At 74.1% G+C, this 24,147-nt stretch carries 18 protein-coding genes and 1 tRNA gene; 1 reads left to right on the forward strand and 18 read right to left on the reverse strand.

Translation table 11 applies throughout. The features are described 5' to 3' along the window. Window positions 1-48: 48 nt before the first annotated feature. The 7 genes from WMF14_RS14525 to WMF14_RS14555 form a co-directional block, all read right to left on the reverse strand. Entirely contained in the window at window positions 49-3,066 is a 3,018-nt protein-coding gene (locus tag WMF14_RS14525; RefSeq protein ID WP_437801523.1) for a hypothetical protein, read from the reverse strand. A gap of 161 nt (window positions 3,067-3,227) precedes the next feature. Further along, window positions 3,228-3,779: a hypothetical protein gene (locus tag WMF14_RS14530; RefSeq protein ID WP_272103438.1), complete on the reverse strand. Its 552-nt coding sequence runs from the start codon at window positions 3,777-3,779 to the stop codon at window positions 3,228-3,230. Between the two features lie 127 nt (window positions 3,780-3,906). Beyond that, on the reverse strand, window positions 3,907-4,605 hold the full coding sequence (locus WMF14_RS14535; RefSeq protein WP_437329243.1) for a hypothetical protein: 699 nt from the start codon (window positions 4,603-4,605) through the stop codon (window positions 3,907-3,909). Window positions 4,606-4,748: 143 nt separating this feature from the next. Then, entirely contained in the window at window positions 4,749-7,022 is a 2,274-nt protein-coding gene (locus WMF14_RS14540) for a hypothetical protein (protein ID WP_437801524.1), read from the reverse strand. A 142-nt stretch (window positions 7,023-7,164) separates the two neighbouring features. Continuing rightward, on the reverse strand, window positions 7,165-8,013 hold the full coding sequence (lipB, locus tag WMF14_RS14545; protein WP_437801525.1) for a lipoyl(octanoyl) transferase LipB: 849 nt from the start codon (window positions 8,011-8,013) through the stop codon (window positions 7,165-7,167). Window positions 8,014-8,015: 2 nt separating this feature from the next. Next, window positions 8,016-9,503: an HD domain-containing phosphohydrolase gene (locus tag WMF14_RS14550; protein WP_437801526.1), complete on the reverse strand. Its 1,488-nt coding sequence runs from the start codon at window positions 9,501-9,503 to the stop codon at window positions 8,016-8,018. A gap of 111 nt (window positions 9,504-9,614) precedes the next feature. Then, window positions 9,615-11,822: a pseudouridine synthase gene (locus tag WMF14_RS14555; RefSeq protein ID WP_272103448.1), complete on the reverse strand. Its 2,208-nt coding sequence runs from the start codon at window positions 11,820-11,822 to the stop codon at window positions 9,615-9,617. 421 nt (window positions 11,823-12,243) lie between these two features. On the opposite strand from WMF14_RS14555, the gene WMF14_RS14560 reads away from it, so the two are divergent. Further along, on the forward strand, window positions 12,244-13,887 hold the full coding sequence (locus WMF14_RS14560) for a hypothetical protein (protein WP_437801527.1): 1,644 nt from the start codon (window positions 12,244-12,246) through the stop codon (window positions 13,885-13,887). Between the two features lie 27 nt (window positions 13,888-13,914). On the opposite strand, the gene cyaY is transcribed toward WMF14_RS14560, so the two are convergent. From cyaY to WMF14_RS14615, 11 genes are all read right to left on the reverse strand, one after another. After that, a complete protein-coding gene (cyaY, locus tag WMF14_RS14565; RefSeq protein ID WP_272103450.1) occupies window positions 13,915-14,253 on the reverse strand; it encodes an iron donor protein CyaY in 339 nt (112 codons plus the stop codon). Between the two features lie 57 nt (window positions 14,254-14,310). Continuing rightward, a complete protein-coding gene (gene phnY, locus WMF14_RS14570) occupies window positions 14,311-15,750 on the reverse strand; it encodes a phosphonoacetaldehyde dehydrogenase (protein ID WP_437801528.1) in 1,440 nt (479 codons plus the stop codon). A 43-nt stretch (window positions 15,751-15,793) separates the two neighbouring features. Continuing rightward, on the reverse strand, window positions 15,794-17,089 hold the full coding sequence (phnA, locus tag WMF14_RS14575; protein WP_437801529.1) for a phosphonoacetate hydrolase: 1,296 nt from the start codon (window positions 17,087-17,089) through the stop codon (window positions 15,794-15,796). Window positions 17,090-17,188: 99 nt separating this feature from the next. Then, window positions 17,189-17,512, reverse strand: coding sequence for a hypothetical protein (locus tag WMF14_RS14580; protein ID WP_437329252.1), 324 nt, complete (start codon window positions 17,510-17,512; stop codon window positions 17,189-17,191). Window positions 17,513-17,534: 22 nt separating this feature from the next. Beyond that, window positions 17,535-17,608: transfer RNA gene (locus WMF14_RS14585), tRNA-Arg, on the reverse strand. A 104-nt stretch (window positions 17,609-17,712) separates the two neighbouring features. Next, window positions 17,713-18,453, reverse strand: coding sequence for a polyprenyl diphosphate synthase (gene uppS, locus WMF14_RS14590; RefSeq protein ID WP_272103457.1), 741 nt, complete (start codon window positions 18,451-18,453; stop codon window positions 17,713-17,715). 317 nt (window positions 18,454-18,770) lie between these two features. Next, window positions 18,771-20,147 carry a histidine kinase dimerization/phospho-acceptor domain-containing protein gene (locus tag WMF14_RS14595; protein ID WP_272103459.1) on the reverse strand — a complete coding sequence of 459 codons (1,377 nt, stop codon included), beginning with the start codon at window positions 20,145-20,147 and terminating at the stop codon, window positions 18,771-18,773. A gap of 3 nt (window positions 20,148-20,150) precedes the next feature. Beyond that, window positions 20,151-20,852: a winged helix-turn-helix domain-containing protein gene (locus WMF14_RS14600; protein ID WP_272103461.1), complete on the reverse strand. Its 702-nt coding sequence runs from the start codon at window positions 20,850-20,852 to the stop codon at window positions 20,151-20,153. Between the two features lie 120 nt (window positions 20,853-20,972). Next, window positions 20,973-21,557 (reverse strand): hypothetical protein, encoded by a 585-nt coding sequence (locus WMF14_RS14605; protein WP_437329256.1) that lies wholly within the window; start codon window positions 21,555-21,557, stop codon window positions 20,973-20,975. An 11-nt stretch (window positions 21,558-21,568) separates the two neighbouring features. Next, entirely contained in the window at window positions 21,569-22,828 is a 1,260-nt protein-coding gene (locus WMF14_RS14610; protein WP_437801530.1) for a hypothetical protein, read from the reverse strand. Further along, window positions 22,825-24,048, reverse strand: coding sequence for a hypothetical protein (locus WMF14_RS14615; RefSeq protein WP_437801531.1), 1,224 nt, complete (start codon window positions 24,046-24,048; stop codon window positions 22,825-22,827). The genes WMF14_RS14610 and WMF14_RS14615 overlap by 4 nt, the downstream gene beginning before the upstream one ends. Window positions 24,049-24,147 lie beyond the last annotated feature (99 nt).

A 24,147-nucleotide genomic window follows, 5' to 3' on the forward strand; every position in this document is an offset into this window, starting at 1 on the left:
GGCGGCGCGGCGCGGGCAAGGTCAAAGGCGGCGCGGTGCGGGCCCGCCTCAGTCGGGCTCGCCGGGGAGCTTCGCGCGGCCGAGGGCCGCCTCCGCCGCCGCCAGCTGCGCCGCGAGCTTCCTCAGCTCCTCGGCTTCCTCGCCCTGGAGCGAGATGTTCGGGACGAGCGCGTTCAGGGCGCGGCGGTTGTACGCGAGCCCGAGCGGCGAGCCCTTCTCGAGGTTCATCACCATCGACTCGGCCAGCACCGCCAGCGCCTCCCGGTGCAGCCCCTTCGCCGAGAGCACCTCCGCGAGCGCGGCCGTCGAGCGGGCCAGGCCGAGGAGGTCGCCGTGCGCCTCCTCGGCCTCGATCGCCGCGGTCAGGCGCTGCGTCGCGCGGTCGAGGCGGCCGTTGCGGAGCTCCAGCCGGCCGATCGTCTCCCACACCCGGGCGAGCTCCCGGGTGTCGCCGAGCTGCTTGTAGGCGCGCTCCGCGGCGAGCGCGTGGTCGAGGCCCATCGACAGCGCGTCGGACTCGCGCCCGGGGCGGGCGGGGACGTGGAGCGGGATCCGCGCGAAGAGGTGGTCGGTCTCGGCGAGCTCGACGCGCGCCGATGGATCGACCCGGGCCCGCTCCTCGAAGGTCCGGCGCGCCTCGATCAGGAGGTGCGTCGCGCGGACGGGATCGCCCATGCGCACGTGGACCGCCGCCTGATCGTTGAGCAGCCGGGCCGCGCCGAGCGCGTCCCCGGCGTCGAGCAGCAGGCGGCTCGCGATCGCGAGCTCCTCCAGCGCGCGCTCCAGCGAGCGCGCGTCGCCCATGTCGTAACAGACGCCCGCGATGAGCGCGGCGACCTCGGCGTGCAGCTCCGGCGGGTCGCCCTGCGCGAGGAGCGCGCGCGCGGCGTCGAGCACCTCGAGCGCGCCCGAGAGCGTGCTGGCGGGGTCCGGGCCGGCGGCTTGCCACTGCGCCCGGGCGATGCCCGAGAGCGCGCCGATGCGGAGCCGGCGGCGCGCGGGCGTGGCCGGCATGCCGTCGAGCAGCGAGAGCGCCTTCCGCGCGTAGCTCAGCGCCTGGGCGTACGCTCCCATGGCCGCCGCCTCGACCGCGGCCGCGCAGTAGCGCTGCGCCGCTTCCTCGTGCTCACCCGCCTCGGTCAGGTGCGCCGCCGCGCGCACGTCGTGGAGGTGGCGCCCGGCGCCGTGCGCCGCCGCGCTCGCTGCCTCGGCGCGATCGGGCGCCGCGGGCGCCGGGTACATGGACACGCCGAGCGGCGCCGCGGCGCGCAGGGACTCGGCCGCGCGCCCGGCGACGGAGTCGGCCGGCGCCGGCCAGGAGAAGGAGTGGCGGGATCCAGAAGACGCTCGCTCGGACAGCGCGGCCGGGACGCGCAGCGAGGCCCCGCGGGCCGAGCGGCTCGGCTCGTCCAGGAAGGCGCCGCCGATGGACGCGAGATCGCGGGGCACCCGCATCGGCCCCGGGATGGGCGCGTCGAGCGAGTCGGGCGGGGCGTCGAACAGGATGGACTCGGGCGGCTCCGAGACGCGGCGGCTCTCGGGGCCGCGGTGGAACAGATCGGCGTAGGGCCACGCGGGATTGCCGGGCCCGGCGGGGGCCATCGGCGCGGGCCCGTCCTGGGTGACGCGCGGCGGCGCGCGGCGCGAGTTGCTCGTGGATCCACCGCCCATGTAGGCCATGGCTGGCGGCGGCCTCAGCGTCTCGGCCGCCCGCGGCACCCCGCCGCGCGCCCCCGAGAGCGTGGGGTCTGCGGTCTTCTCCCGCTCGTCGGCGGTCGCCGCGCCGCCGGCCTCGGGGGTCGGCCCGCCGGCGATGGGCGCGCCGGGCAAAGCGGCCGCCGGTGCTGCCGGCGCCGGCGAGGGGCCTGCCGGCGGGGGCGCGGCGGCCATCGTGCGCGGCGTCGCCATGGCGGGCAACGACGCGGACGGCGGCGCGGTCGAGAGCGGCGCCCCGGCCTTCGTCTGCGCGGCGGCGGCCCTCGTGGTCGGGTCGTCGCCGCGAGGCACGCCAAGGTTCGCTCCGCCGATGACGTGCCGCTCGACGGCCGACGCGAGGATGGCCGCGCTCTGGGTCGGCGGCGCGGCGTGGGCTTGCGCCGCCGCGGCGTGGGCTTGCGCCGCCGCGGCGTGGCTCGCCTGGTGATCGGCCGCGACGGCGCTCGACGCAGCGCGCGGCTCGCGCGCGGCCAGGGCGTCCAGCTCGGTCCGCTCCTCGCTGAGCAGCGTCGCGAGCCGCCGGTGCCACACGCGGGCGAGCGACGGGAGGATCGAGCCGCGGAGCGCCTCGACGGTCTCCGGCGGGAGATGGAAGCGCCCGTCGCCGCGGTCCTCGACCGGAACGCCCGCGTCCGCGGCGCGCTGCAGCGCCTCGAGCACGTCGAGCGCGTCGACGCGGAGGAGCGCGGCGACGAGCTCGCTCTCGAACCCCGAGCCGACGATCGCGCCGGCCCGGAGCACCCGGAGCACCTCGCCGGGCAGCTCGCGCACCGCGACCTGCGGCGGCGGCGGGGGGGGCGTGGTCGCGCTGGTCAGCGTGGTCGCGCCGTCGGCCGGCCGGAGGATCGCGTCGGCCCCGCAGGCGGCGCGCACCGCGTCGACCAGGCCGCCGGCGGGGCCGGTCGGCGCGTGCAGGCGGAAGGAGAGGACGAGCGCGACGCGGAGCGCGTCGGGGCGGGACACCACCCGGCGCAGCACGTCGAGCGTGGCAGGATCGGCGTGCTCGACCGCGTCGAACACGATGGCCCACGCGCGATCGGCCTGCTGCGTGAGGCGGTTGGCGGTCTCGATGAACTCGGCGTCCACCATCAGCTCGTGCACGTCGCCGAGGAGGCGGCGCCGGAGCCCCGCGGCGGCGCGGCTGCGCGCCTGCTCGACCGTCGGCTGCGCCCCGCCGGCGAGGCGCTCGATCTGGGTCCGCGCGTCGCGCAGCGGCCCGAGCGTCATCTCGGGGACGTCGCAGCGCACGCGCACGATCCGCAGGCCGAGCCGCGCCGGCGGATCCCCGGGGACGATGTTCAGCAAGGCCGTGTGCCGGCCCTCGGAAATGCGCTGCCAGAGCTGTTCCACGGTCCGCTCCTCTTCTCTCCAGGCGCACACGGCCCAGAGCGGGGCGCATCGTCGTGCGCTACGGGCTCATCCGCCCCGTTCGGCTCGCTGCGGCGTACTTTCGCGCGCCTCACTCGCCTGCCTGGCGGCTGAGCCCGTATCCCACGAATCTGACCCCCGCTCTAGTATCCCCAGAGGAACTCCGCGCGGGCGAACGCCGTGAAATAGCTCCCCGGACCGTCGCCCGCGCCAGGGAGGAGCAGCGTGTACTTGCCGGCGAAGCCGGCGGCGAACTCGCGGTTGAACGCGTAGTCGATGCCGAACGGGATGGAGACCCCGAACTGCCCCCGGTGGCAGCCCGGCTGGCCAGACGAGCCGCAGGGCGCGAGGCGCACACTGTCGTATGCGCCGGTCATGAGGCCGACGTAGGGGACCCACTGCAGGATATCGATGACGTACGTGGCGCCGGCCGATGCGCCGAGGAGCATGAGATCGCCCCCCGGATGGGACGCGGTGTTGACCTCGGCGACCGCGTTGAAGGCGTCCGTGAGCCCGTAGGCGAGGTGCAGGCTGCCGCCGATCCCCGGGTACGTCCCGCCGTCCGCGAGGAGCGCGTACCCGACGCTGGCGCCGGCGTGCCATTGCCGTTCAAAGGCGTCGGCCCGCGAGGGGGCCAGGAGCGCGAGGAGCGCGATCGCGGCGGAGGTCAGCAGGGCGACAGGGGAGCATCTCATGGTCGGTTGCGATGAGCAGCCCGGAGCGCCCCCGCGACGAACCATGGGATCGAGGGCGACGACGGCGCGCGCCGGGCGCTCGATGGGCGCGCGCGGCCGAGGCTAGCACGCGCGCCGCAGGACATGTTCAGCGGAGCTGCTCGCGGCGACGGGGGGCCCGCGACGCTCCTGCATCCTCGTCCTCGAGCTCGTCGGCGTAGATGCGCGCCGCGGGGTCGGCCGCGCCCTCGCCCGGATCGATGCGGAGCGACGGCTGGGGGAAGCGGACGGCGGCCGCCCCCGAGATCCCGGGGAAGGTGTAGAGGATCTCGCCGCGCTCGCCGATCTCGACGCCGACGTCGCCGGGCCGCTCCTTGGCGAGCTCGGTGAGCAGGGCGTCCGCCTCCGGGGCCGGCAGGTCGAGCGCGACGCCGACCTCCTGCGCCGTGAGCGGGCGCCGGCGGTGCGACGCGAGCGAGAAGATCGCCTGCACCTGGGCGTCGCGCGAGGCCTTCGCCCCGGAGCGAGAGAGCTTCCGCCCGCCCAGCAGGAGGAGCAGGCCGAGGGTGAGGGCGAGGAACCCGATCGGCAGGCCGATCGCGAGGCCGGCGATCGACCCCGGAAACAGCGCGGCCGCGCCCAGTCCGAGGAGGAGCGCCAGCGCGGTCCCGCCGATGAGGACCAGCCAGCCGAGCACGCCGGCGACGGCGCCGCCCACCCTGGACGGCTGCCCCGCCAGGCTGACCGATTTCCCCGCGAACGGTAGGCGCTCCCGACCGCACGCGGTGCAGTACGCGGCGAGCCCGCGGTGGATGACGGGCGCGTTCTTTCCGCAATGAGGACACATGAGGACTCCCCCGCGAGCAGATCTTCGCGAGCCAGGCCGTAGCGTAGGAATGAAGGCCCTCCGCCGCCAGGTGTGCGGCCGCGGGATCTCCAGGTTTTTGGCGGCACGCCGCGCGGGTCGGCGTCGGTCGGCGTCGGTCGGCGTCAGATGCCGAGGTAACGCGCGATCTCGGCGCGGGGCGGGTCGGAGGCCAGGGCGCGCAGGGCGTCGTACCGGCGTTGCCATGCGGCCGCGCTGCCTTCGTCGCCGCGCCATCGCGCCGCCTCGGCGCGGGCGAAGGCGTGGTGCCGGAGCGAGAAGCGCGAGGCGTCGAGCGCGAGGAAGGCGTCGAGCCACACCTCGGGATCGCCCTCGCCGTCGCCGAGCAGCTGGGCCGACAGCGCGGCGTACGGGACGAGCGCGGGCGGCGCGTCGCCGCGCCGGCGGAGGGCGGCGTAACGGAGCGCGCGGCGCGTGGGCGGTGGCGCGTCGCGCGCGGCGCTCCAGGCGGCGAGCGCGCGCGAGAGCGCCGGCTGGCCGTCGCGCGCCCAGGGCGCGTCGAGGCTCGCGAAGCCGACCCACGGCCAGGCGGCGGCGTGGTCCGCGGGCAGCTGGGCGGGCGGGCTGCCCTGGCGGAGCGGCGCGTCGCCCGGAGGGAGGGCGAGGGAGAGCCGGGTCCACCGCGATCGCGCGTCGAGGACGGCGAGCTCCGCGCGGGAAGGCGGCGCTTCGCCGGCGGGCGCCGGCGCGACGCCGCGCGCAGCGGCGACCTCCTCGTCGGCGAGCACGGCCGCGCGCGCGGCGTCGCGCCGGCGCCCGCGCGAGGCGAGGAGCTCGGCGCGCTGCAGGAGCACGGCCGCGCGGAGCGCCGGCGGCGCGGCGGAGAGGTCGACGCGCTCGACGAGATCGAGCGCGCGATCGCGCTCGCCGACGAGGGCCCACGCGCTCGATCGCGCGAGCGCGCGGGCCGCCTCCGGCGCGAGCTCCGGGGCGAGCGGGCCAAGGCGATCCAGCACGTCGACCGCCCGGGGCGCGTCGCCTTCGAGCGCGAGCTCGCGGGCGGCGCGCAGCGCGAGCGCTCCCGCGGCGGCGCGCAGCGCGTCGGCCTGGGACGGCGAGAGCTGGGGGGCGGCGGCCAGCTCGGCGGCGCGCGCGGCGGCGCGCGCGCGCAACGCCCCGGCGATCACGGGCCTCGCGAGCCCGCGCTCCGGGAGCCAGTCGAGCGCGCGCAGCGAGCCCGCAGGCAGCGCCGTCGGCGCGCGGGGCTCCGCGCGCGCCGGGGCGCGCTGGGCGCCTGCCTCTCCGGCCGCGGATTCGACGCCATCGTCTTCCGGTTCCGGCCGCGCGAGCGCGGCGGCTTCGGCCGCGTCGAGCGTCTCGTCCTCCGCCAGCACGACGGCGAGCAGATCGCCGCGGACCTCGGGATCGAGCGTGGCCGAGGCGCCGAGCAGGTCGCGGATCGCGCGCGTCGCGCGCCGCGTCGCCTCGGCGGCGTCCTTCCGGGCGGCGGCGAGGCGGGCGCGCTGCGCGAGCCGCACCTCCACGGCGTCGGCGACGCCGGCCTCCGGGTCTTCTGGCATCGGCGGAGGCTCCACGCCGGCGCGGGCGGCGCAGGCGACGAGGACGGCGCGGACCTCGCCCCAGTTGCGCGCCATGCCGGCGTAGCGCCTCGACGCCCGGTCGTCCTGGTTGAGGGTCAGGAGCTCGACGCCGCGCTTCGCCTCGGCGCTCGCGCCGAGGCAGAGGATCGCGCCGGTGGTCGTGCGCAGATCCTCGTCGCGGGGCTCCATCGCCGCGTACCCCTTGGCGATCGCGAGCGCGCGCTGCAGGTCGCCCTCGGTGAGCGCCGCGCGGAGGGTGTGCACCCGCACGTGCCAGTCGGTCCAGCGGTCCGGCTGCGAGAGGAGCGCGCGGCGATCACCGAGCCTCGCCGCCTCGCGGCCGAGGCTCGGCGCGCCGCAGGCGGGCCCGAGCTCATCGAAGGTGATGCGCCCTGTCCCGGCGGCGACCATGGCCTGGGCCGTCGCCACCGCCTCGGTCGCGCCGGCGAGCGCCGCGGGATCCGGCCGGCCGACCGCGGCGTCGGTGTAGTCGGCGACCGCTGCGCGCACGCCGAGCTCCTCGGCCAGCGCGCTCGCCGTCCTGTAGGTCCAGGGCAGCCGCGACGGCAGCGCGAACCAGCGGATCTCGGGCCTGCAGTCGGGCAGGGCCGGGCCGCGCGGCGCTTCGATCGAGGCGAGGCACGCGGCGGCGGTGCGCGTGCCTACGAGGACCGCCGCCACGGGGCCAAGGAGCGCAAGCGCGGGCACGGCCACGGCCGCCGCGGCGAGCGCCAGGGCGAGGGGCCGCCGCCAGGGCGGCCGCGCGGGCGAGGCGTCGCGGTGGAGGGGGGAGCTCCCGTCGCGCTCGCGGGGCCGTGGGGTGGGCTGCGCGCACACGGGACGGCTTTTAGCCCACGCCACGGCCGAGCGACACTGCCTCCGCGACGCGGCGTGTTCCACATCCCGGAAGCCGGCGTCGCCCGCGGAGCGCGCGCCGTGCGACGTGCGATGTCGACGCGCGCCGAGCCGGCGCGCGCGGCTAGGGCGCGCTCCGGCCCTCGGCGGCGCCGACCTCCGGGGTGAGGAGCGCGCCCGCGAGATCCGTGACCGCCGACAGATCCTCGACGCAGGCGACCTCGAGATCGAGCCCGCGGGCGAGCTGCGGCGCGCTGGCGAGGGCGACCTCGGCGACGGTGAGCTTCCGCCCGGTGAGCTGGTGGAGCGACGTCACGCCGTGATCTCGGATGCCGCAGGGCACGATCAGCTCGAACGCCTTGAGGTCCACCGCGATGTTGAAGGCGAAGCCGTGCATCGTGAGCCACCGCGACAGGCGCACGCCGATGGCGCCGAGCTTCGCGATCTCGCGCGCCCACTCGGCGCCGCCCCACGCCTCCGGGGCGGCGCGATCGACCCAGACGCCGATCATGCCGTCGACGACGCCGGCCTCGACGTGGTGCTCGCGCGCGAGCAGGATCATCACCTCCGCGAGCGAGCGCACGTACCTGCGCACGTCGCAGCGGTCCGGCCTGAGATCGAGCAGCGGGTAGCACACGAGCTGGCCGGGGCCGTGGTAGGTGACGTCGCCCCCGCGCCCCGTCGCGACGAGGTCGATGTCGCGCTCGTCGAGCGCGCGGGCGTCGAGGAGCACGTTCTCGGGGTTCGCGCGCGGGCCGAGCGTGATCACGGGATCGTGCTCGAGGAGCAGGATCGTGTCGCCCATCCGCCCCTGCGCCCGCGCCTCGACGAGCTGCTTCTGCAGATCGTGGATCGGGGCGTAGCGGCGCCGGCCGATCCACACGGCGCGCGCTCGCCTCGGCCGGGGCGCCTCGGTGGTCGTCGTCTGGCCCTTCGCGGGCTGGAGGAGGTCGCGGAGCGAGGTGTTCGGCATGGCTACTCCGGGACCTTGTCGCCCCGCGCCCGCCGCTCCTCGCGGTAGGCCTCGATGTGCGTCGTGAAGGTGGCCGCGACCTCGGGGTCGAACTGCGAGCCCGAGCACCGCTCGATCTCGGTCACCGCGACCTCGTGGGGGAGCGCGCGTCGGTACGAGCGGTCGCTCGTCATGGCGTCGTACGTGTCGGCCACGGAGATGATGCGCGCGATGATCGGGATCTCGTTGCCCCGCATCCGGAGCGGGTAGCCGCGCCCGTCCCAGCGCTCGTGGTGCAGGTGCACGCCGGGGATGAGCGGGTGCAGGAACTTGATCGGGTCGAGGATGTCCCGCCCGTAGGCGGGGTGCCGCTTGAACACCTCGTACTCGTCGTTCGTGAGCTTGCCCGGCTTGTTCAGGTTGAGCACGCACCCGATCTTGCCGATGTCGTGCATGAGCGCGCTCTGCCGGACGATCTCGATCTCGTGCGGGCCGAGGCCGAGCCGCTGCGCCAGCATCACGGCGTAGACGGCGACCCGATCCGAGTGGCCCGACGTGTAGCGGTCCATCTTGTCGATCGCCTTGGCGAGGCCCTCGATCGTCTGCTGGAACGTCGCCTGGAGATCCTGGTAGAGGCGCGCGTTCTCGATCGCCGCCGCGGCGCGCGAGCCGATGATGCTGAGCAGCTTGCGCTGCCCCTCGTCGAAGCGCCTCGTCCGCGTGAACGACGCGACGGCGAGGAAGCCCATGAGCCGCTTCTGGATGCGGAGCGGCACGGCGACGAGCGACTGGAGCGGGAGCGCCGGATCCGCCGCGAAGAACCTGAGCCCCTTCATGCCCTGCTCCAGGAGCTGCGCGTCGGGGCGAAAGTGCTCGATCACGAGCGTCGGGTCGAGCCGCCCGAGGTCGGTGCCCGCCGGGATGGACGGGCCGCGGAGGTGCTGGCGCTCGAAGAAGCCCCCCTCGCCGTCGTCGAGCCAGGTCGAGATGAGGTCGCCGCACACCTCGTGGAGGCAGCTGTCGGCGACGGTCTCCAGCACCTGGTCGAGCGAGAGGCTCGCCGCGATGGCCTCGCTCACCTTGTAGAGCGACACCGCCTCGCGCAGCCGGATGTTCTCGGCGGCCATCCGTTGCTTCTCGATCCCGCGCTGGACGACGTGCACCACCTCGTCCAGCTTGAACGGCTTGAGCACGTAGTCGTAGGCGCCGCGCTTCATCGCGTCGATCGCGGTCTCGACGGTGCCGAAGCCCGTCATGATGACCGTGAGCGCGTTCGGCGCCGTCTTGCCGATCTCGTCCAGCAGCGCGATGCCGCCCATCCGAGGCATCTTGAGGTCGCTGATCACGAGGTCGTAGTGGCCCTTCGTGAGCTCGCTCAGCGCGCTGGTGCCGTCCTCCGCCGTGCGGACGTAGTAGCCCTCCATGCCGAGGAAGTCGGCCAGCATGTCGCGGATGACCTTCTCGTCGTCCACGACGAGGATGCGAGGGCGGTCTTCTGGAAACGTGGACATGCGGCCGGTAAGCCTACCAGATCCGCTCGCAGCGCATCGCCCCAAGGTGGGCGGGTCGGGCACAGGAGCGGACCCGCCTCGCCGGGGTGGCCGCGCGGAGGCGCGGGCCGCTCAGTCCTCGTCGCCGGTCGAGATGATGGGGTGCCGGATGGTCCGGGGCGACTCGTCCAGATCCGGGACGCGGATCGAGATGGGCCCGGGGCTGCGGATGGAGGGGGGAGGCGCGGACTCCGCGTCCTCGGGGCGCAGCGGGATCATCCTGCTGCTCGGCGCGGGCTCGTCGCTCGTGGTCGTCAGGACGGGCACGGCGCGCTGCTCGCCGAGGGCGTGCTTCTGCTCGAGGAAGCGGAGGACCGAGGGGCCGGTCGAGCGCTCCAGCGCGGAGCGCAGATCCCCGGGCAGCGTCGACTCGATGATCATCTTCACCCCGGTGCGGGGGTGCTCGATCTCGATGCGCACGAGGTGCACGAACGAGCGATCGAGCCCGTGCTTCTCCTCGAAGTACCGGTTCGTGGGCACGTGGCCGTAGCGCTCGTCGCCGAGGATCGGGTGCCCGATCGCGGCGAGGTGCCGCCGGATCTGGTGCGTGCGCCCGCCGTCCGGGATGACGCGGAGGATCGAGTGGCCCGAGGCGACAGCGAGGCGGCGGTACCGCGTGCGCGCCGTGTACGTGCGCGTCCCTTCGCGGAGATCGCGGGTGATCGCGCCCTTGCCCGGGGTGACGCCCTTGGCCGCGGCGAGGTAGATGAGGCGCCCCGTCTTCGTGAGCGCCTCGCCCCAGCGCGCGGCCGCCTCCTCGCTCCGCGCGAGCATGACCAGGCCGCTCGTGCCCGGATCCAGCGGGTGCACGATGATGGGCGTCGTCGTGCTGCCCGGGATGCGGGCGCACCGGGCGAGCAGCGAGCCGAGGTACTCCGGCTGCGTCGCCACCGGCTCGTGGGGGCCCTTCTCGACGACCAGCACGCCGTCGTCGTCGTAGATGACCTTCGGCGCGGGCGGGGGCGTCCGGCGGAGCGCGGCGATCGTCTCGATCTCCTCCGTGAGCGGGATCATGTCGAGCGGGGTGAGCTCCGTCGACGAGTACCCGAGGCGGCAGAAGTGATCGAGGTCGCGCGCGAGCGTGTCGGGATCGCACGAGACGTAGACGAGCAGCGGCGCGCCGAGGCGCGCGATCGCCTCGCGCGCCGTCGGGGAGACGCCGCGGCGCGGCGGGTTCACCACGATGCCGTCGAACTTCTCCGAGCTGTTGACGAGGGAGCCGACGATCTCCGCGACGTCGCCGGTGCGCACCTCCACGCGCTGGCTCAGGCCCTGGGCCTCGGCCGCGGCGCGAGCGTTCGCCGCCGCGGGCGCGAAGGACTCGACCATCAGGACGCGGTTACCGCCCTGCGCGAGGGCGAGCGAGATCGCGCCCGAGCCCCCGTACAGATCGAGGATGCGCGGCGGCTCCTTGCGCCGGGAGGCGGGGCCGAGCGCGGCCTCTCCCTCGATGACGGGCCCGTCGTTCTCGAGCGACGCGATCTCGCGGAGCAGGAGGGCGTGCACGCGCGCGGCCTGCGCGCGGTGCGCCTGCACGAACGAGCCGAACGCGGCGATGTGGTAGGTCTGCCCGATCCGGTCCTCCGCGTGCGCGGTGCCGTCGAGCACGGTCGTCTCCGGCCCGAGGATCTGCGGCGCCTCCGCGTCGTGGAAGTTCGCCGCGACGCCGATGACGCGCGGGAGCATCGGGCGGATGGCGCGGCCGGCCTCCCGCAGCTCGTCGCGCGTGCACGCGCGCTCGCGCTGCAGGACGAACGTGACCAGCACGAACGCCGGGTTGTCCTCCGTCGCTCCCACCTCCGCGAAGAGCGGCGTCCCGGGCGCGAGGTGGACCTCGCGCAGATCGAGGGCGCGGAGCACGCCGCCCCTCGCTGGATCGTACGGGAGGAGCAGCGGCCGGACCTCCGGCGGCGGCGACGCGATCAGCTCGCGCAGCCGCGAGGTGACCGCGGCGAGGGCCGGGGTGAGGACCCGGCAGCCCGGGATGTCGACGACCTCGTGATGCCCCGTGCGGCCGTACAGCCCGATCGCGCCGGAGGCGGCGACGATGAGCTTCGCTCGACCGCGGTAGCCGGTGATCGGATCGGCCGGGATGACCGAGCTCGTCTGGACCAGCCCGAGCGATGGGTAGTGCGCGGCTGCGGACACGACCCGCGCACGCTTGGTGCCGAGCTGCTCCGCGTAATCACCCGCGATGAGCGGACAGCCCGCGCACTCGACCGAGTGCGTGCACTCGATCAGCGTGTTCGGGATCTCGCCTGCCTTCAATGTTCGTCGCACGGGCCCGGACAAAACACCGCCGCCCGATCCCTCTGCGCTGGTGCTCTCGCCCAGCCCGTGCGGTCCTTCGATACCTGCGCCGGAAGCCATTCCGGGGGAGCTTACAGGGGCTCTCGGCCAGCGTCGAAGGTGTAAAGAGGAAACCGTCGAGCTTTTCGTCTGCGGCGCTCGGCGCGCCGGGGAGCGCTTTCGGATCCTGACGAGGCCCCGCGCTTTCGCCGGGGCCGCGGTATCTGCCCGGACGGTGGGCGATCCAGGCCCCGCTCGCTCCGTCGAGCCAGCCGCCAGGCGACGCAGGGGCCAATGTGGGCGATCCCTGGCGCTGCTCCTTACCTCGGGCCGCGCCGTTCGCGACATCCGTGATCGCAGCGCCCGGTCCGCCCCGCGCGCCTCGTGGGGGCGATGGTAGACTGAGCGCCTCTTGCGTCTTCCGATCGCTTTTCTCTTCGGCCTCCTGGCTGTGCTGTTCGCCCCTCCGGTGTTCGCCGGACCAGGCGACAAGGAGGCGAACCAGGGCATCAACGCGGCCAGAGGCGGCTTCTGCAAGCGGGCGATCCCGCTGCTCGAGTCCGCCGAGAGCCAGCGGCATCGCCCGAGCTCGGCGGTTCCGCTCGCCGACTGCTACGTCAAGACGGGCGAGCTGCTGAAGGCCAGCGAGATCTATCACAAGGTCGCGAGCGAGAAGAAGGCGCCCGGCTACAACGCGCGGGATGTCGCGGCCATCACATCGGCCAAGAAGAAGGCAACTCAGCTCGATGCGCGCATCCCGACGCTCGTCGTCACGCCGGCGGAGCCGTACGAGGGGCTCGTGGTCGAGGTCGACGGTGAGGTGATCAGCGAGCCGTCGACGCCGCATCGGTTCGATCCGGGCAAGGTGCTGGTGATCGTCGCCAGGGCCGAGGGCCACGAGGAGGCGTCGCAGAAGATCACGCTGAAAGAGAAGCAGCGGCGCGAGATCAAGCTGCGCCTCAAGCCGAAGCCCGGCGCGAAGAAGCCGCCGGAGAAGCCGGTCGCGAAGACGCCGCCGGAGAAGCCGGTCGCGGAGACGCCGGTCGAGAAGAAGCCGCCGGAGAAGCCGGTCGCGAAGAAGCCACCGGGGAAGAAGCCGCTCGAGAAGCCGGTCGCGAAGAAGCCGCCGGGGAAGAAGCCGCCGGAGAAGCCGGTCGCGAAGAAGCCGCCGGGGAAGAAGCCTCCGGAGAAGCCGGTCGCGGAGAAGCCGCCCACGAAGAAGCCGCCTCGCGCCGCCGAGAAGCCGGGCGAGGAGAAGCCGCGTGTCGCGACGGGCCCCGAGGAGAAGCCGAAGCCCGCCGTCGAGATGCCCGAGCCCACGCCGCCCAGCCCGCGCAGGCAGCGCGACGTGTGGCTCGGCGCAGGCTTCCAGGGCTTCTTCATCCCTCAGCTCATGTTCGAGCTCCTCGGAGAAGGGGGGCGGGACGTCCTCGTCCCGGGCGGAGACATCTCGCTGTCCACGCGGCTCGGGCGGCGGTTCGATCTCGTCTTCTCGGTCGCTTACGCGCGCTTCCGGATGCAAGAGACGCCGTTCAAGCCGAAGGGACACCCGGACACCGACTACGAGATCGTCGAGAGCGATCTCCAGGCGCTCCAGGCGGGCGTCCGCCTGGTCTGGAACATCCCGCTCGATCGGGACGAGCTGTTCGCCTTCCGCGTCGGCGCCGGCCTTGGCGTGGGCTGGACGTTCATGGGCGACCTCTACCGGACGCAGGCCTATCCCGGGGACGCGGTGCCCGGCGACGCGGGCTCCTTCGTGCCGGGGGACCCGTACCGCTATGTGAAATGCCGCGGGCCCAACAACCCGATCGGGAGCTTCCGGTACTGCAACCAGCTCGATTACGACGCCGATCACTACCCCGGCTATGTCGAGCCGAGCTGGTTCACCCGCCCCAAGGGGCGGCCTCAAGGCCTGCGGCCGCTCGTCTATCCGTGGCTCGTCCTGCCCGAGATCGGGCTCGCGCTCCGCCCGTGGGACCGCGTCGCGTTCGACCTCCGGGTCGGCGCCTCCGTGACGGGCCTGCTCGGAGGGCTCGGCATACGCTTCGCCCTGTGATGCGCGTCGCCCCGCGGGCCGCGCGGCTCAGCGAGCGAGCTTCACGGCGCGGCCGAGCTTCCGGGACAGCACGGTCTCGAGCGTGCTCCAGAGCTCGTCGCCCGACTTCTGGGCCACCCAGCGGCCCTCGGACGGCCGGTAGTCGAAGTGCCACGCGGCCCGCTCGGCGGCCATCCAGACCTGCCGCGCCGCGCGGTGGCTGTTGACGACGTACTTGATGCCGTCCTCGAACTCCAGGGTGAGGATGCCGCTCTGCAGGTCGGCCTCGACGCCGTCGGGGATCTCGTTGATCGCTCGATCCAGCGCGCGCAGCGACCGATCGGCCACGTCGTCGAACTCTCGCTCCGATAGGGGCTCTCCGCTCATGCCGATCCGCTTACAACGGCGCGCGCCGAGGCGGTACGGGGAAGCGCCGGCACCCCCTCACTCCCAGGGGACGGTGTAGAGCTTCACGTTGGTCATCGCCTTCATCGCCTCGACGACGCCCTCCTTGATCCCGATGCCGCTGTCCTTGATCCCTCCGAACGGCGACAGCTCGGACCGGTACCCCGGCACCTCGCGCACGTTCACCGTGCCGCAGCGGAGCTCCCGCACGAGCCGGTGGACGCGCCCCATGTCGTTCGTGCAGACGCCGGCCGAGAGGCCGTAGCTCGTCCCGTTCGCCACCGCGATCGCCTCGTCGATGTCCCTCACCCGCAGGATGGGCGCGTGCGGGCCGAACGTCTCGCGCTGCACGGAGGGGGCGTCCGGCGGGACGTGATCCATGACGGTGGGGCCGTACAGGGCCCCGCGGCGCTCGTTCCCGAACAGCAGCCGGGCGCCCCGCGCGAGCGTGTCCTCGGCCGCCGCCTCGAGCTGCCGCGCCGCGGCCTCGGAGATCACCGTCCCCATGTCGGTCGCCGGATCGAGCGGATCGCCCACCTTGATCTGCGCCGACGCGGCGGCGAGGCGGCCGGCGAGCTCGTCGGCGATGCGCTCGCTCACGATGAGCCGCTTCACCGCCGTGCAGCGCTGCCCCGAGTTCTTGTAACAGCCGTACGCCGCGAGCCGCACGGCCTCGTCGAGATCCGCGTCGTCGAGCACGATGAGCGGGTCGTTGCCGCCGAGCTCGAGCACCGCGCGCCGGTAGCCGAGCAGGCCGGCGATGCGCTTGCCGATCTCGACCCCGCCGGTGAAGCTCACGAGCTCCACCGCCGGGTGGGTCACGAGCGCCCGCCCGATCTCGGCCGGATCGCCGGTCACGACGCTGAGCATGCCGGGCGGCAGCCCCGACTCGTGGAGCACGGACGCGAGGTAGATCGCGGAGAGGGGCGTCTTCTCCGACGGCTTGAGCACCATGGAGCTGCCGCTCGCGACGCTCGGCGCGACCTTGTGGGCGACCTGGTTGAGCGGGTGGTTGAACGGGGTGATCGCCGTCACCAGGCGGAGCGGCTCGCGCAGCGTGTAGCCCCGCCGGGGCTTGCCGTTCGCCGAGATGTCGAACGCGAGGCACTGGCCGTCGTCGCGGAGCGCCTCGTACGCGGAGAAGCGGAGCACGTCGACCGCGCGACGCACCTCGTAGGCCGTGTCCTTGAGGCAGAGCCCGCTCTCCCACGTGATGAGCCGCGCCACCGCCCCCGCCTGCGCCTCGATGTGCGCCGCGGCGCGGAGCAGGATCTCGCTGCGCTCGTGGCGAGAGAGCCGCGGCGGGCCGGAGGACGCGCTCGCGAGCGCCTCCAGCACCGCCTCCTCGTCGAGCCTCGGCACGCTGCCGATCACCTCGCCCGTGAACGGGTAGCGCACGAGGATGCGCTCGTCCCGGCTCACCGGTCTTCCCCCGATCACGCACGGAAAATGGAACGCTGGTCGATCGATTGAGAGCATCGAGCCCATCCCTGTCCCCCCTTCAGGCGCTCGATCGTCGGCGCTAGGCCATGGCGGTCGAGAGTCGGTTGAGCACCAGATCGAAGACGTCCGCGTTCGACAGCGCGCTCGGCCGGCCGCGCGCGGCGTCCTCGTCCTCCTTGGCCGCTTCAGCGCCGAGGAGCCACGCGCGCTCTCCGGGCCGGAGCGGGTGGCTCGCGAGGATCGGCACCTCCGCCTCGTGCAGGCCGCCGTGCGACCTGAGCCCGCGCTGCACGGCGGAGAGGTCGTGGTAGGCCGCGCTCTTGCCGAGCACCGTGTGCCGATCGCCGAGGATCACGAGGTCGCCGATCCGATCCGGCGGCAGCGCGAAGCGCCGCGCGGCCTCCTCCCGGGTCAGGACGAGCTCCAGGCCCGGGAGCCGCGCCAGGATCTGAGCGGCGCGCGCGCCGTCGTCCGGCGCGCCGAGGTACACGGTCGCGTAGGACCCGAGCGCGCCGTGGTGCACGACGTACGGGTCGGTGATCGGCAGGATCACGCGGAAGCCCGAGAGGCCAGCCTCGCGCAGCGCGTCGTCCAGGTAGCGCACGTTCGGCGAGCCGTCCTCCGCGGTCTTGTCGTTCATGCCGTGATCCGCGGTGATGCCGCAGACGAAGCCGGCGTCGAGATACTCGCCGAAGAGGGCGTCGAAGCGGGCGTAGAACCGATCCGACATCGGCCCGCGCGGCGGCTCCTTGTGCTGCACGTAGTCGGTCAGCGACACGTAGAGCAGCGTGGCCGAGAGCCGCTCGTGCAGCGCGAGGCCCATTTCCATGGCGTAGTGGGAGATGTCCCAGTCGTAGATCGACGGGTTCTCGCGGCCGACCGCGGCGGTGATCGAGCCGATCCCGTGCTCCGGGATGGCCTGCTCGTGCGCCTTCTCCGCCGACAGCGAGATCGGGCGAGGGCCCCCCTCGCGGCACGCGCCGAGGAGCGCGCGGAGCTTGTCCTTGGCCGTGACGCAGAGGGTCCTGACGCCCGCCTGCTCCATCTTCTCGAAGAGCGTCGGGACGCGCAGGAACCGGGGATCGTTCATCGGCACCTCTTCCCCCGTGGCGGCGTCGAGGTAGTAGTTGCCCGAGATGCCGTGCACCCGCGGCGGCTGGCCGGTCACGATGGACACGTTGTTCGGGTTCGTGAAGCTGGGGACCTGGCCTCGGCCGCGCACGTACAGGCCGCCGGCGGCGAGCGTGCCCGCGACCCGCGGCATCAGCCCGTCCGCGAGCGCCTGGTCGAGGTACTCCGGCCCGCAGCCGTCGACGCAGAACACCACCGTCTTGCGCGCGGGCAGCGCGTAGCGCCGATCGCCGAGTTCGATCATGCCGAACGCTGACACGCAGCGCGCGGGCCGAGAAGGGCCGACGCTGCGCCGCCACGGGCGCTCCTCCGCCTCGAACGGCGGGCAGGGGGCGGCGATGCGTCAGTAGCCCGGCCAGGGATCGGCCGGCTTCGGAGGCGCCGGGACCGGCCGCTTGAAGCACATCACGCCTGCGTCGAGCGCCACGAGCTCCCAGCCGCCCTCGCCCCGCGCCTTGGCGATGGCGCGGGCTTCGTCCACGCCGTGCGTCTGCTCGCAGTCCTGCTCCCACCGCGGCGGGGGGACGCTCGGCATGAGCACCTGGGCGCGCACTCGCCCCGTCGCGAGCGCGACGGCCGCTCCCAGCACCAGACCGCCCAGCACGAGCACGACCCTCTTGTCCATGGCGTCGGGGACATCGTGGTCCGCGCCGGGCAGGAGCGTCAAGCGACGCTCCGAGGACGTTCGGCACGCCCGGCAGGATTCGAACCTGCGACCCGCGGCTTAGAAGGCCGCTGCTCTATCCAGCTGAGCTACGGGCGCTTGGACGACAAGCGCATCTCTCGTACTGCATCGCGGACGCGGAATCGAGCGTTACGAGCGTTACGAGCGCCGGTGGGCGCGGGGAACCCCCACGCGACGTCCGCTCAGGTCGACGCATCGAGGCGTCGGACCTGCTCGCCGGTCCGGCCGTAACGCCGCTGTCGCCGGCTGTAGGTCGCGACCGCCTCATCGAACGTCGCCTCGGTGAAATCGGGCCAGAGCGTGTCGGTGAAGAACAGCTCCGCGTACGCGGCCTCGAAGAGCAGGAAGTCGCTGAGCCGCTTCTCTCCGCCGGTGCGGATGATGAGATCGGGATCCGGCATCGAGCTGGTCGTCAGGAAGTTCCGGAGCGACTTCTCGTTGATCTCCTCCGGGATGACCAGCCCGGCCCGCGCGCGGACCGCGAGCGCGCGCATGGCGTTCGCCATGTCGCGGCGACCGCCGTAGCTCAGCGCGAGCGCCAGGGTCATCTCGGTGCCCCCGGCGGTGTCCTCCACGAGCTTCTCCATCGCGCGCCGCGTCGGCGTCGGGATGTCCTCGAGATCGCCGACCACCTGCACCGCGATCCCTCGACGGATCAGCTCGTCGTGCTCCCCCTCGGCGAACTCCTGGCAGATGCGCATCAGCGCGTCGATCTCGTCCTTGGGCCTCGACCAGTTCGCCACGCTGAACGCGTAGAGCGTGAGGTACGGGATGCCGCGATCGCGGCAGGCGCGCACCGAGAGGCGCACGGCCTGCGCCCCGTGCCGGTGCCCCTGCATGCGGGGCAGCCCCCGCGCCGCCGCCCAGCGGCCATTGCCATCGAGGATGATCGCGACGTGCTTGGGGAGATTGCTGGACGTCATGGGCTTTCCTGGGTGGGGACGACGAAAGACTCTGCGCCGAGCATGGGCGCGGTAGGGGGGCCGACGGTGATGCGATTGTGGAGGTTCTGTGGAGGATGACGCAGGGGAGCTCAAGGCGCTCCGCCGACTCTGACAGTAGCGCGAGCTCTTTGACACGCGCACGCGCTCGGACACGCGCACGCGCTCGCTCGCCCGAAGACCACCGGCGCGCCTTCGCACCATCGATCCGGCGCGCTGTCAAACCGAGGAAACCTCCCGGAAACCAAAATGGTTGCCGGGGAGGGCAGCATGGCGAGAGAGCTCATCCTTTCACAGGATCAGGCCCCCGGCAGCGAGAGCTTGAACTCGACCTCGGGCGGCCCGCGGTGGGTGCACTCGGCCGAGCCGCTGTGGGCCTCGGCGATCGCCTTCACGATCGCGAGGCCGAGGCCGGTGCCGCCCCGGTCGGCGCGGGTCGTCACGAAGCGGCGGAAGAGGCGGCCCGCGACGTGTCGCCCGATCTCGCCGCGGTTGCGGATCGAGATGGCGACCTGTCCGCCCACGCGAGACACGGCGATCTGGACGGGGGCCGCGGCGTCGCCGTGCGTGCGCGCGTTGTCGAGCAGGTTGTCGAGGGCGCGCGACAGCCACTGCTCGTCGCCGCGCACCGCCGCCGAGCTCGGCGCGTCGAGCTCGACGCGGCTGCCGCGCTCTCGCGCCCGCGCCGCGGCGGCCTCCGCGATCGCGACCAGGTCGACCACCGCCGCCTGCTCCACGCCGCGCGCCTCGAGGCGCGCGAGCGACAGGAGCTCCCCGAGGAGCGCCTCGATCCGCGTGGTCGCCTCGCGGATGCGCGCGACGAAGCGGGCGGCCTCCTCGGGGTCGTCGAGCGCGCCCTCGGAGAGCACCTCGGCGCTCGCGCGGATCGCGGCGACGGGGTTCTTGAGCTCGTGCGAGAGATCCGCGGCGAACGTCTCGACGAAGGGGCGGCCCTCGATCTGGCGCCGCATCGAGTCGATGGCGCGCGTCAGCCGCTGGACCTCGCGGCCCTGGGCGGGCGGCGTCGCCGCGCGCACCTCGCCCTCGCTCACGCGCACCGCGAACTCGGTGAGCGCCTCGATCGGGGTCGCGATGGTGCGGCCGATCAGGAACGACGAGATCGCGGCCGCGGCGCCGAGCACCGTGCTGATCACGAGGATCGGCGGGGCGAAGTCGGCGACCATGCGCTGCACGACGATCGTCGGCTTCACGACCTGCACGCTGCCGACGCGCTGGCCGCCGACCTCGATGGGCGCGGTCACGAAGACGGTCCCGGGCTCCCCCGGCGAGGCGCCGCGCGCCCGGAGCACGCGGCCCTCGGGATCGAGCAGCGCGATGCTCTGGGCGGTCGGGCCCTCGGCCTCGCCGTCGAGCGCGCGCACGGCCGCGAGATCGACGCCGCGCACCTCCATCTCCATCGCGGCCACGGCGGCGAACGCGGCCGCCTCGTCGCGCGCGCTGCCCTCGGCGAGCAGCGTCGCGCGCGCCTCGATGCGATCGATGACGAGCAGCCCGAGCCCGAACGCGAACGCGCCCACGATGCCGCCGAGCGCGATGAAGATCTGCATCCGGATGCTCATCCCCGCCGTCCGGGCGCGGACGAGGCGGGAGGCGAACAGCGCGACGAGCAGGATGAGCGAGACCGCCGCCGCCGCGGTGACGACGAGGCGCAGCACGCGTCAACCGCCGCCTTCCGCGGGGCCCGGCTTGTCCGCGACGCGGTAGCCGACGCCGCGCACCGTCTCGATGAGGTCGGCGTCGCCGCCGGCCTCGACGACCTTCTTCCGGAGCCCCTTCACGTGCGAGTCGATGGTCCGGTCGGTGATCGCGAACCCGTCGCCCCAGACGCGATCGATGAGCTGCGCGCGCGTGAAGACCCTGCCCGGCGCGGCGAGCATGCAGGCGAGCAGATCGAACTCGACGCGGGTGAGGTCGACCTTCTGGCCGCTCACGTACGCGCGCCGCGTGGCCTCGTCGACGACGAGCGGCAGCGGCGCCGGCGCGGCGGCGGACGGCGAGGGCCGCGCGGCCCGGCGCAGGACGGCCCGCACCCGCGCCACGATCTCCCGCGGTGAGAACGGCTTGGTGACGTAGTCGTCGGCGCCGGTCTCGAGCGCGGCGACGCGGTCGGCCTCGCCGTCGCGGCTCGACAGGACGATGATCGCGGCGCGCGCCGCGCTCCGCCGCGCCTGGCCGATCAGGTCGAAGCCGCTGCCGTCGGGGAGCATGAGATCGAGGATGATGAGGTCGGCGTTGTCGATCTCCCGCTCCGCGGCCGCGAGCGTGGTGGCGACGGTGGCCGCGAACCCGTCGCGGCGCAGGAAGTAGGCGATCGACTCGGCGATGGCCGGCTCATCCTCGACGACCAGGACCTTGGCCATGATCGGGGAGCCTAGAACGGCGCGGCGGACGCGTCGACAGGGCTGGTCGGCAGGCCGGGCCGGGCCGGCCCCGCCCCTGCGGGCGCTCGCGGGCGTCGCGATCGCCGCGTTCGCGCGCGCTCAGGCGTGCGGGATCGCCGCGTTGACGAGCTCGCGCACGACGCCGAGCAGCCGCTCGTAGTGCTCGGGGATGGGCCGCAGGCCGGCGCAGTGAACGACGAGCCCGCCAGGGCGGAGCTCGAGGTGGCCCTGGAAGCCGCGGCGGGCGAGGAGCTTGCGCAGCCGCGGATGGAACGCGCCTGCGGCCTCGCGCTGGGAGGCGGCGAAGGTCGTCACGTGGGCGTCCCAGAGCGCATCGTCGAGGGTGACCCGGGGCGGGGGAGCGCTCTCGATGAAGGCGACGCGCGTCAGGAAGTGCTCGCCGACGCGCATCGAGGCGCGGCGCTGGAGCGCCGGGTGCGCCGCGAAGCCGAGCAGCGTCCGCTCGAGGGGCTCGCTTTCGCCCTCGGCGTACCAGGGCTCGGCGATCACCGCGTGCCCGGGGTTCGCCGTCCACGTGCACGCGGACAGGTAGGCGGAGGGGGGCGCGATCGTGTCGTAGGGCTCCCAGCGGCGGAACCAGGCCTCGTCAGGGTGCGCGGTGAAGGCGAGGCGGCGCCGGGCAGCCCACGCCGCGATGTGCTCGGATCCCAGCGGAGGCGGCATGGATGGCGAGGTTAGTCCGCGCGGCGTCGCCTCGGAAGCCTCCGGCGCCACGCGACCGCGAGCGCTCCGGCGCCGAGCGAGAGCCAGGACAGCGCGCCAGCGGCCGCGCCGTTCCCGGGCGCGTCGCAGGAGCATCGGCCGTAGACGCCGACCGTCGTCGAGGTCGACTCGTCGTCGTCGTCGCCCAGCGGGCCGTCAGCGCCTCCGTGCCCTGCGGTCGTGATGGGCGCGCCGCCGGCGTCACCGGCGCCGCCGCCGCTCCCGTCTGCGCCGCCGCGGCCGCCCGTGCCGCCGCCTTCACCGCCGCTCCCGCCTCGACCGCCGCCGCTGCCTGCGCCGCCATCGCCGCCTGTGCCGCCGCCGCCGCCCGTCTCGCCGCCGTCGTCCGCGCAGCGCGTGAGATGGAGGGGACGCTTGCGCGTGCAGTCCGTCGGCGACGCGCAGCGGGGATCGGCGAGCGCCGGCGGCGCGCCTGTGCCGCCGATCTCGCCCAGGTCAGGGTAGGCGACCTCGGTCTTCTCCCACCGTCCCCCGGTGTGCTCCATCCAGCCGAACACCCGCTCCTGGTACGGAACGGCGCCGCCGATCGCCGGGTCGTAGACGCCGCGGCCCGCGTCGTAGTTGGGGTTGTTCGGGTTGTTGACGTACGCGAGCCCGTTGTAGGCCCACACGGCGCTGTACCAGTGCTCGATGAACGCGGGTTGCCGGTCGCCGATGCAGCGCGTGGCCCTCCACTTCATGGCCAGGATCTGGGTGCCGGTGGCCGCGTTGTAGGTCGGCTCCGCGGCCACGCGGCGCGGATCGAAATCCGGGCTGTCGCCGCTCCGCATGCCGCTCGTGATCTGCGAGGCGCCGTAGCCGCAGTCGAAGGAGATGATCGTCCTCGAGCTCCCCCCCGCCTGGTCCATGGGCCGGTCCGGCGCGCAGAACTGCTGCCACCCCGACTCCTGCATGGCGATCGCCTTGATCAGCTCGCAGGGGAACGTGGCGGGAACGTCGCGCCGCGCCTCGGGCAGATCGCAGCCCTGACCGAGGTTGAACGCCGCCGGACCGGCGTCGCCCCAGCCCGCGGGGCCCCGCGAGACGCGGTCGAAGATGGCGTTCCACTCCGCGACGGAGGGGTTGATCCCGGGCACGGCCTCGATCGCGCAGCCGCGATCGTTGTACGCGCTCGACGCCGTGAAGCAGGGGCAGTACGCGGCGCGCGCGGCCGGCGCGACCAGCGCGGCCGCGGAGAGCGCCGCGGGGATCAGGAGAAGGCGGCCCGTCACGGCTCCTCCTTCGCGGAGGTGAAGCCGGCGACGGCGATGCGCGCTCCGGGGGGCGCAGGGATCGTGGCGACCTCGCCGCTCTCCACGCGGATCGCGAAGGGGACGGCGAACGCGGACGGGTTCGTGTGCAGCGCCGCCACCCACGCCGCGTCCTGCGAGACGGCCTGGATGGCGTCGATGCCGGGGCCGAGCGGGCTGCGGACCGTGGCGCGCGCGCCGATGACGAATAAGCCGGTGGCGCGCTCGGGCGTGTACGCGAGCCCTCCGCCCGGCCAGGCGTACGGTGCGAGGCCGTGGCTCGCGCTCGCCTCGAGCCGGGTGCGCTTGCCATAGGTGAGATCGAGCCGATCGATGACCCACGTGCCGGGGTCGGTCTCGTGCCGCTCCTGGAACACGAGCGCGCCCGCCGCGGCGTCGATCGAGAAATCCCGAGCGAACGGCGGGATCGACGGGGCGATCACCCGCGCCGCGCCGGAGTCGGGGTCCACGAGGACGATGTCGGCCGACGCCGGGGAGACGCGGTAGAGGACGAGCTCGCCCTTCCACTCGCCGGCGAGGAAGGCGAGGTGGCCCGTGTGTCGGTGCACGGTGCGGATCGCGCCGGTGGCGAGGTCGACCTCGTCGATGGTGAGCGCGTCGACCCGGAGCTGCGCGGGGTCGTTGTCGGGCTGCGGCTCCTGGCCGGCGACGCCGCGCGAGACGAAGACGCGCCCCGCGGCGGTGACGAGCGGGCGGCTCGCGTGGACCACGCCGTCGCAGAGCGCGACGGGCTCTGCGCCCGGCTGGATCCGGAAGAGGGTCGCGTTGAACGAGCGGTCGCGGGACGGGCTCGTCTCGGCGGTCGCGACCACGAGCCGCGTTCGCGGGACGACGCGGGCCCGGACCACGGCGTCGCTCAGGTGCTGGAGCGTGGCGAGCGCTGGACCGGCCTTGGCGCCGCCGACCGGCGCGATGTGGAGCGTGGTCCGGGACGCTCCCGGAGGCGTCGCGAGGATCGCGACGCTGGGGGGAGAGGAGGGAGCGGTGGGCGCGGCGGGCGCCGCGACGGCCGTGGGCACGAGGAGACGGCCGACCCGCGAGATCGCGGGCGCAGGGGCACCGCCATCGGCGAGCACCGCCGTCATCGTACCCGTGAGCGCGGCGAGCAGCGCGCAGGGGAGCGCGATCCTGTTCAGACGGCGCCGAGTCAGGGGCGAGCGGGCGTAGGAGCTGAAACGCACGACAGGAGAGTAGACGATGCGCCCGTGAGCGCCCGCTCGCGGGGCGGCGCTCGCTCGCCAGCCTCAGCCTTCTCGCCGTGGCGCGCGGCCGGTGCGCCC

Origin of the sequence: Sorangium sp. So ce693 (genome assembly GCF_051521375.1) — a bacterium.
Taxonomy (GTDB): domain Bacteria; phylum Myxococcota_A; class Polyangia; order Polyangiales; family Polyangiaceae; genus Sorangium; species Sorangium atrum.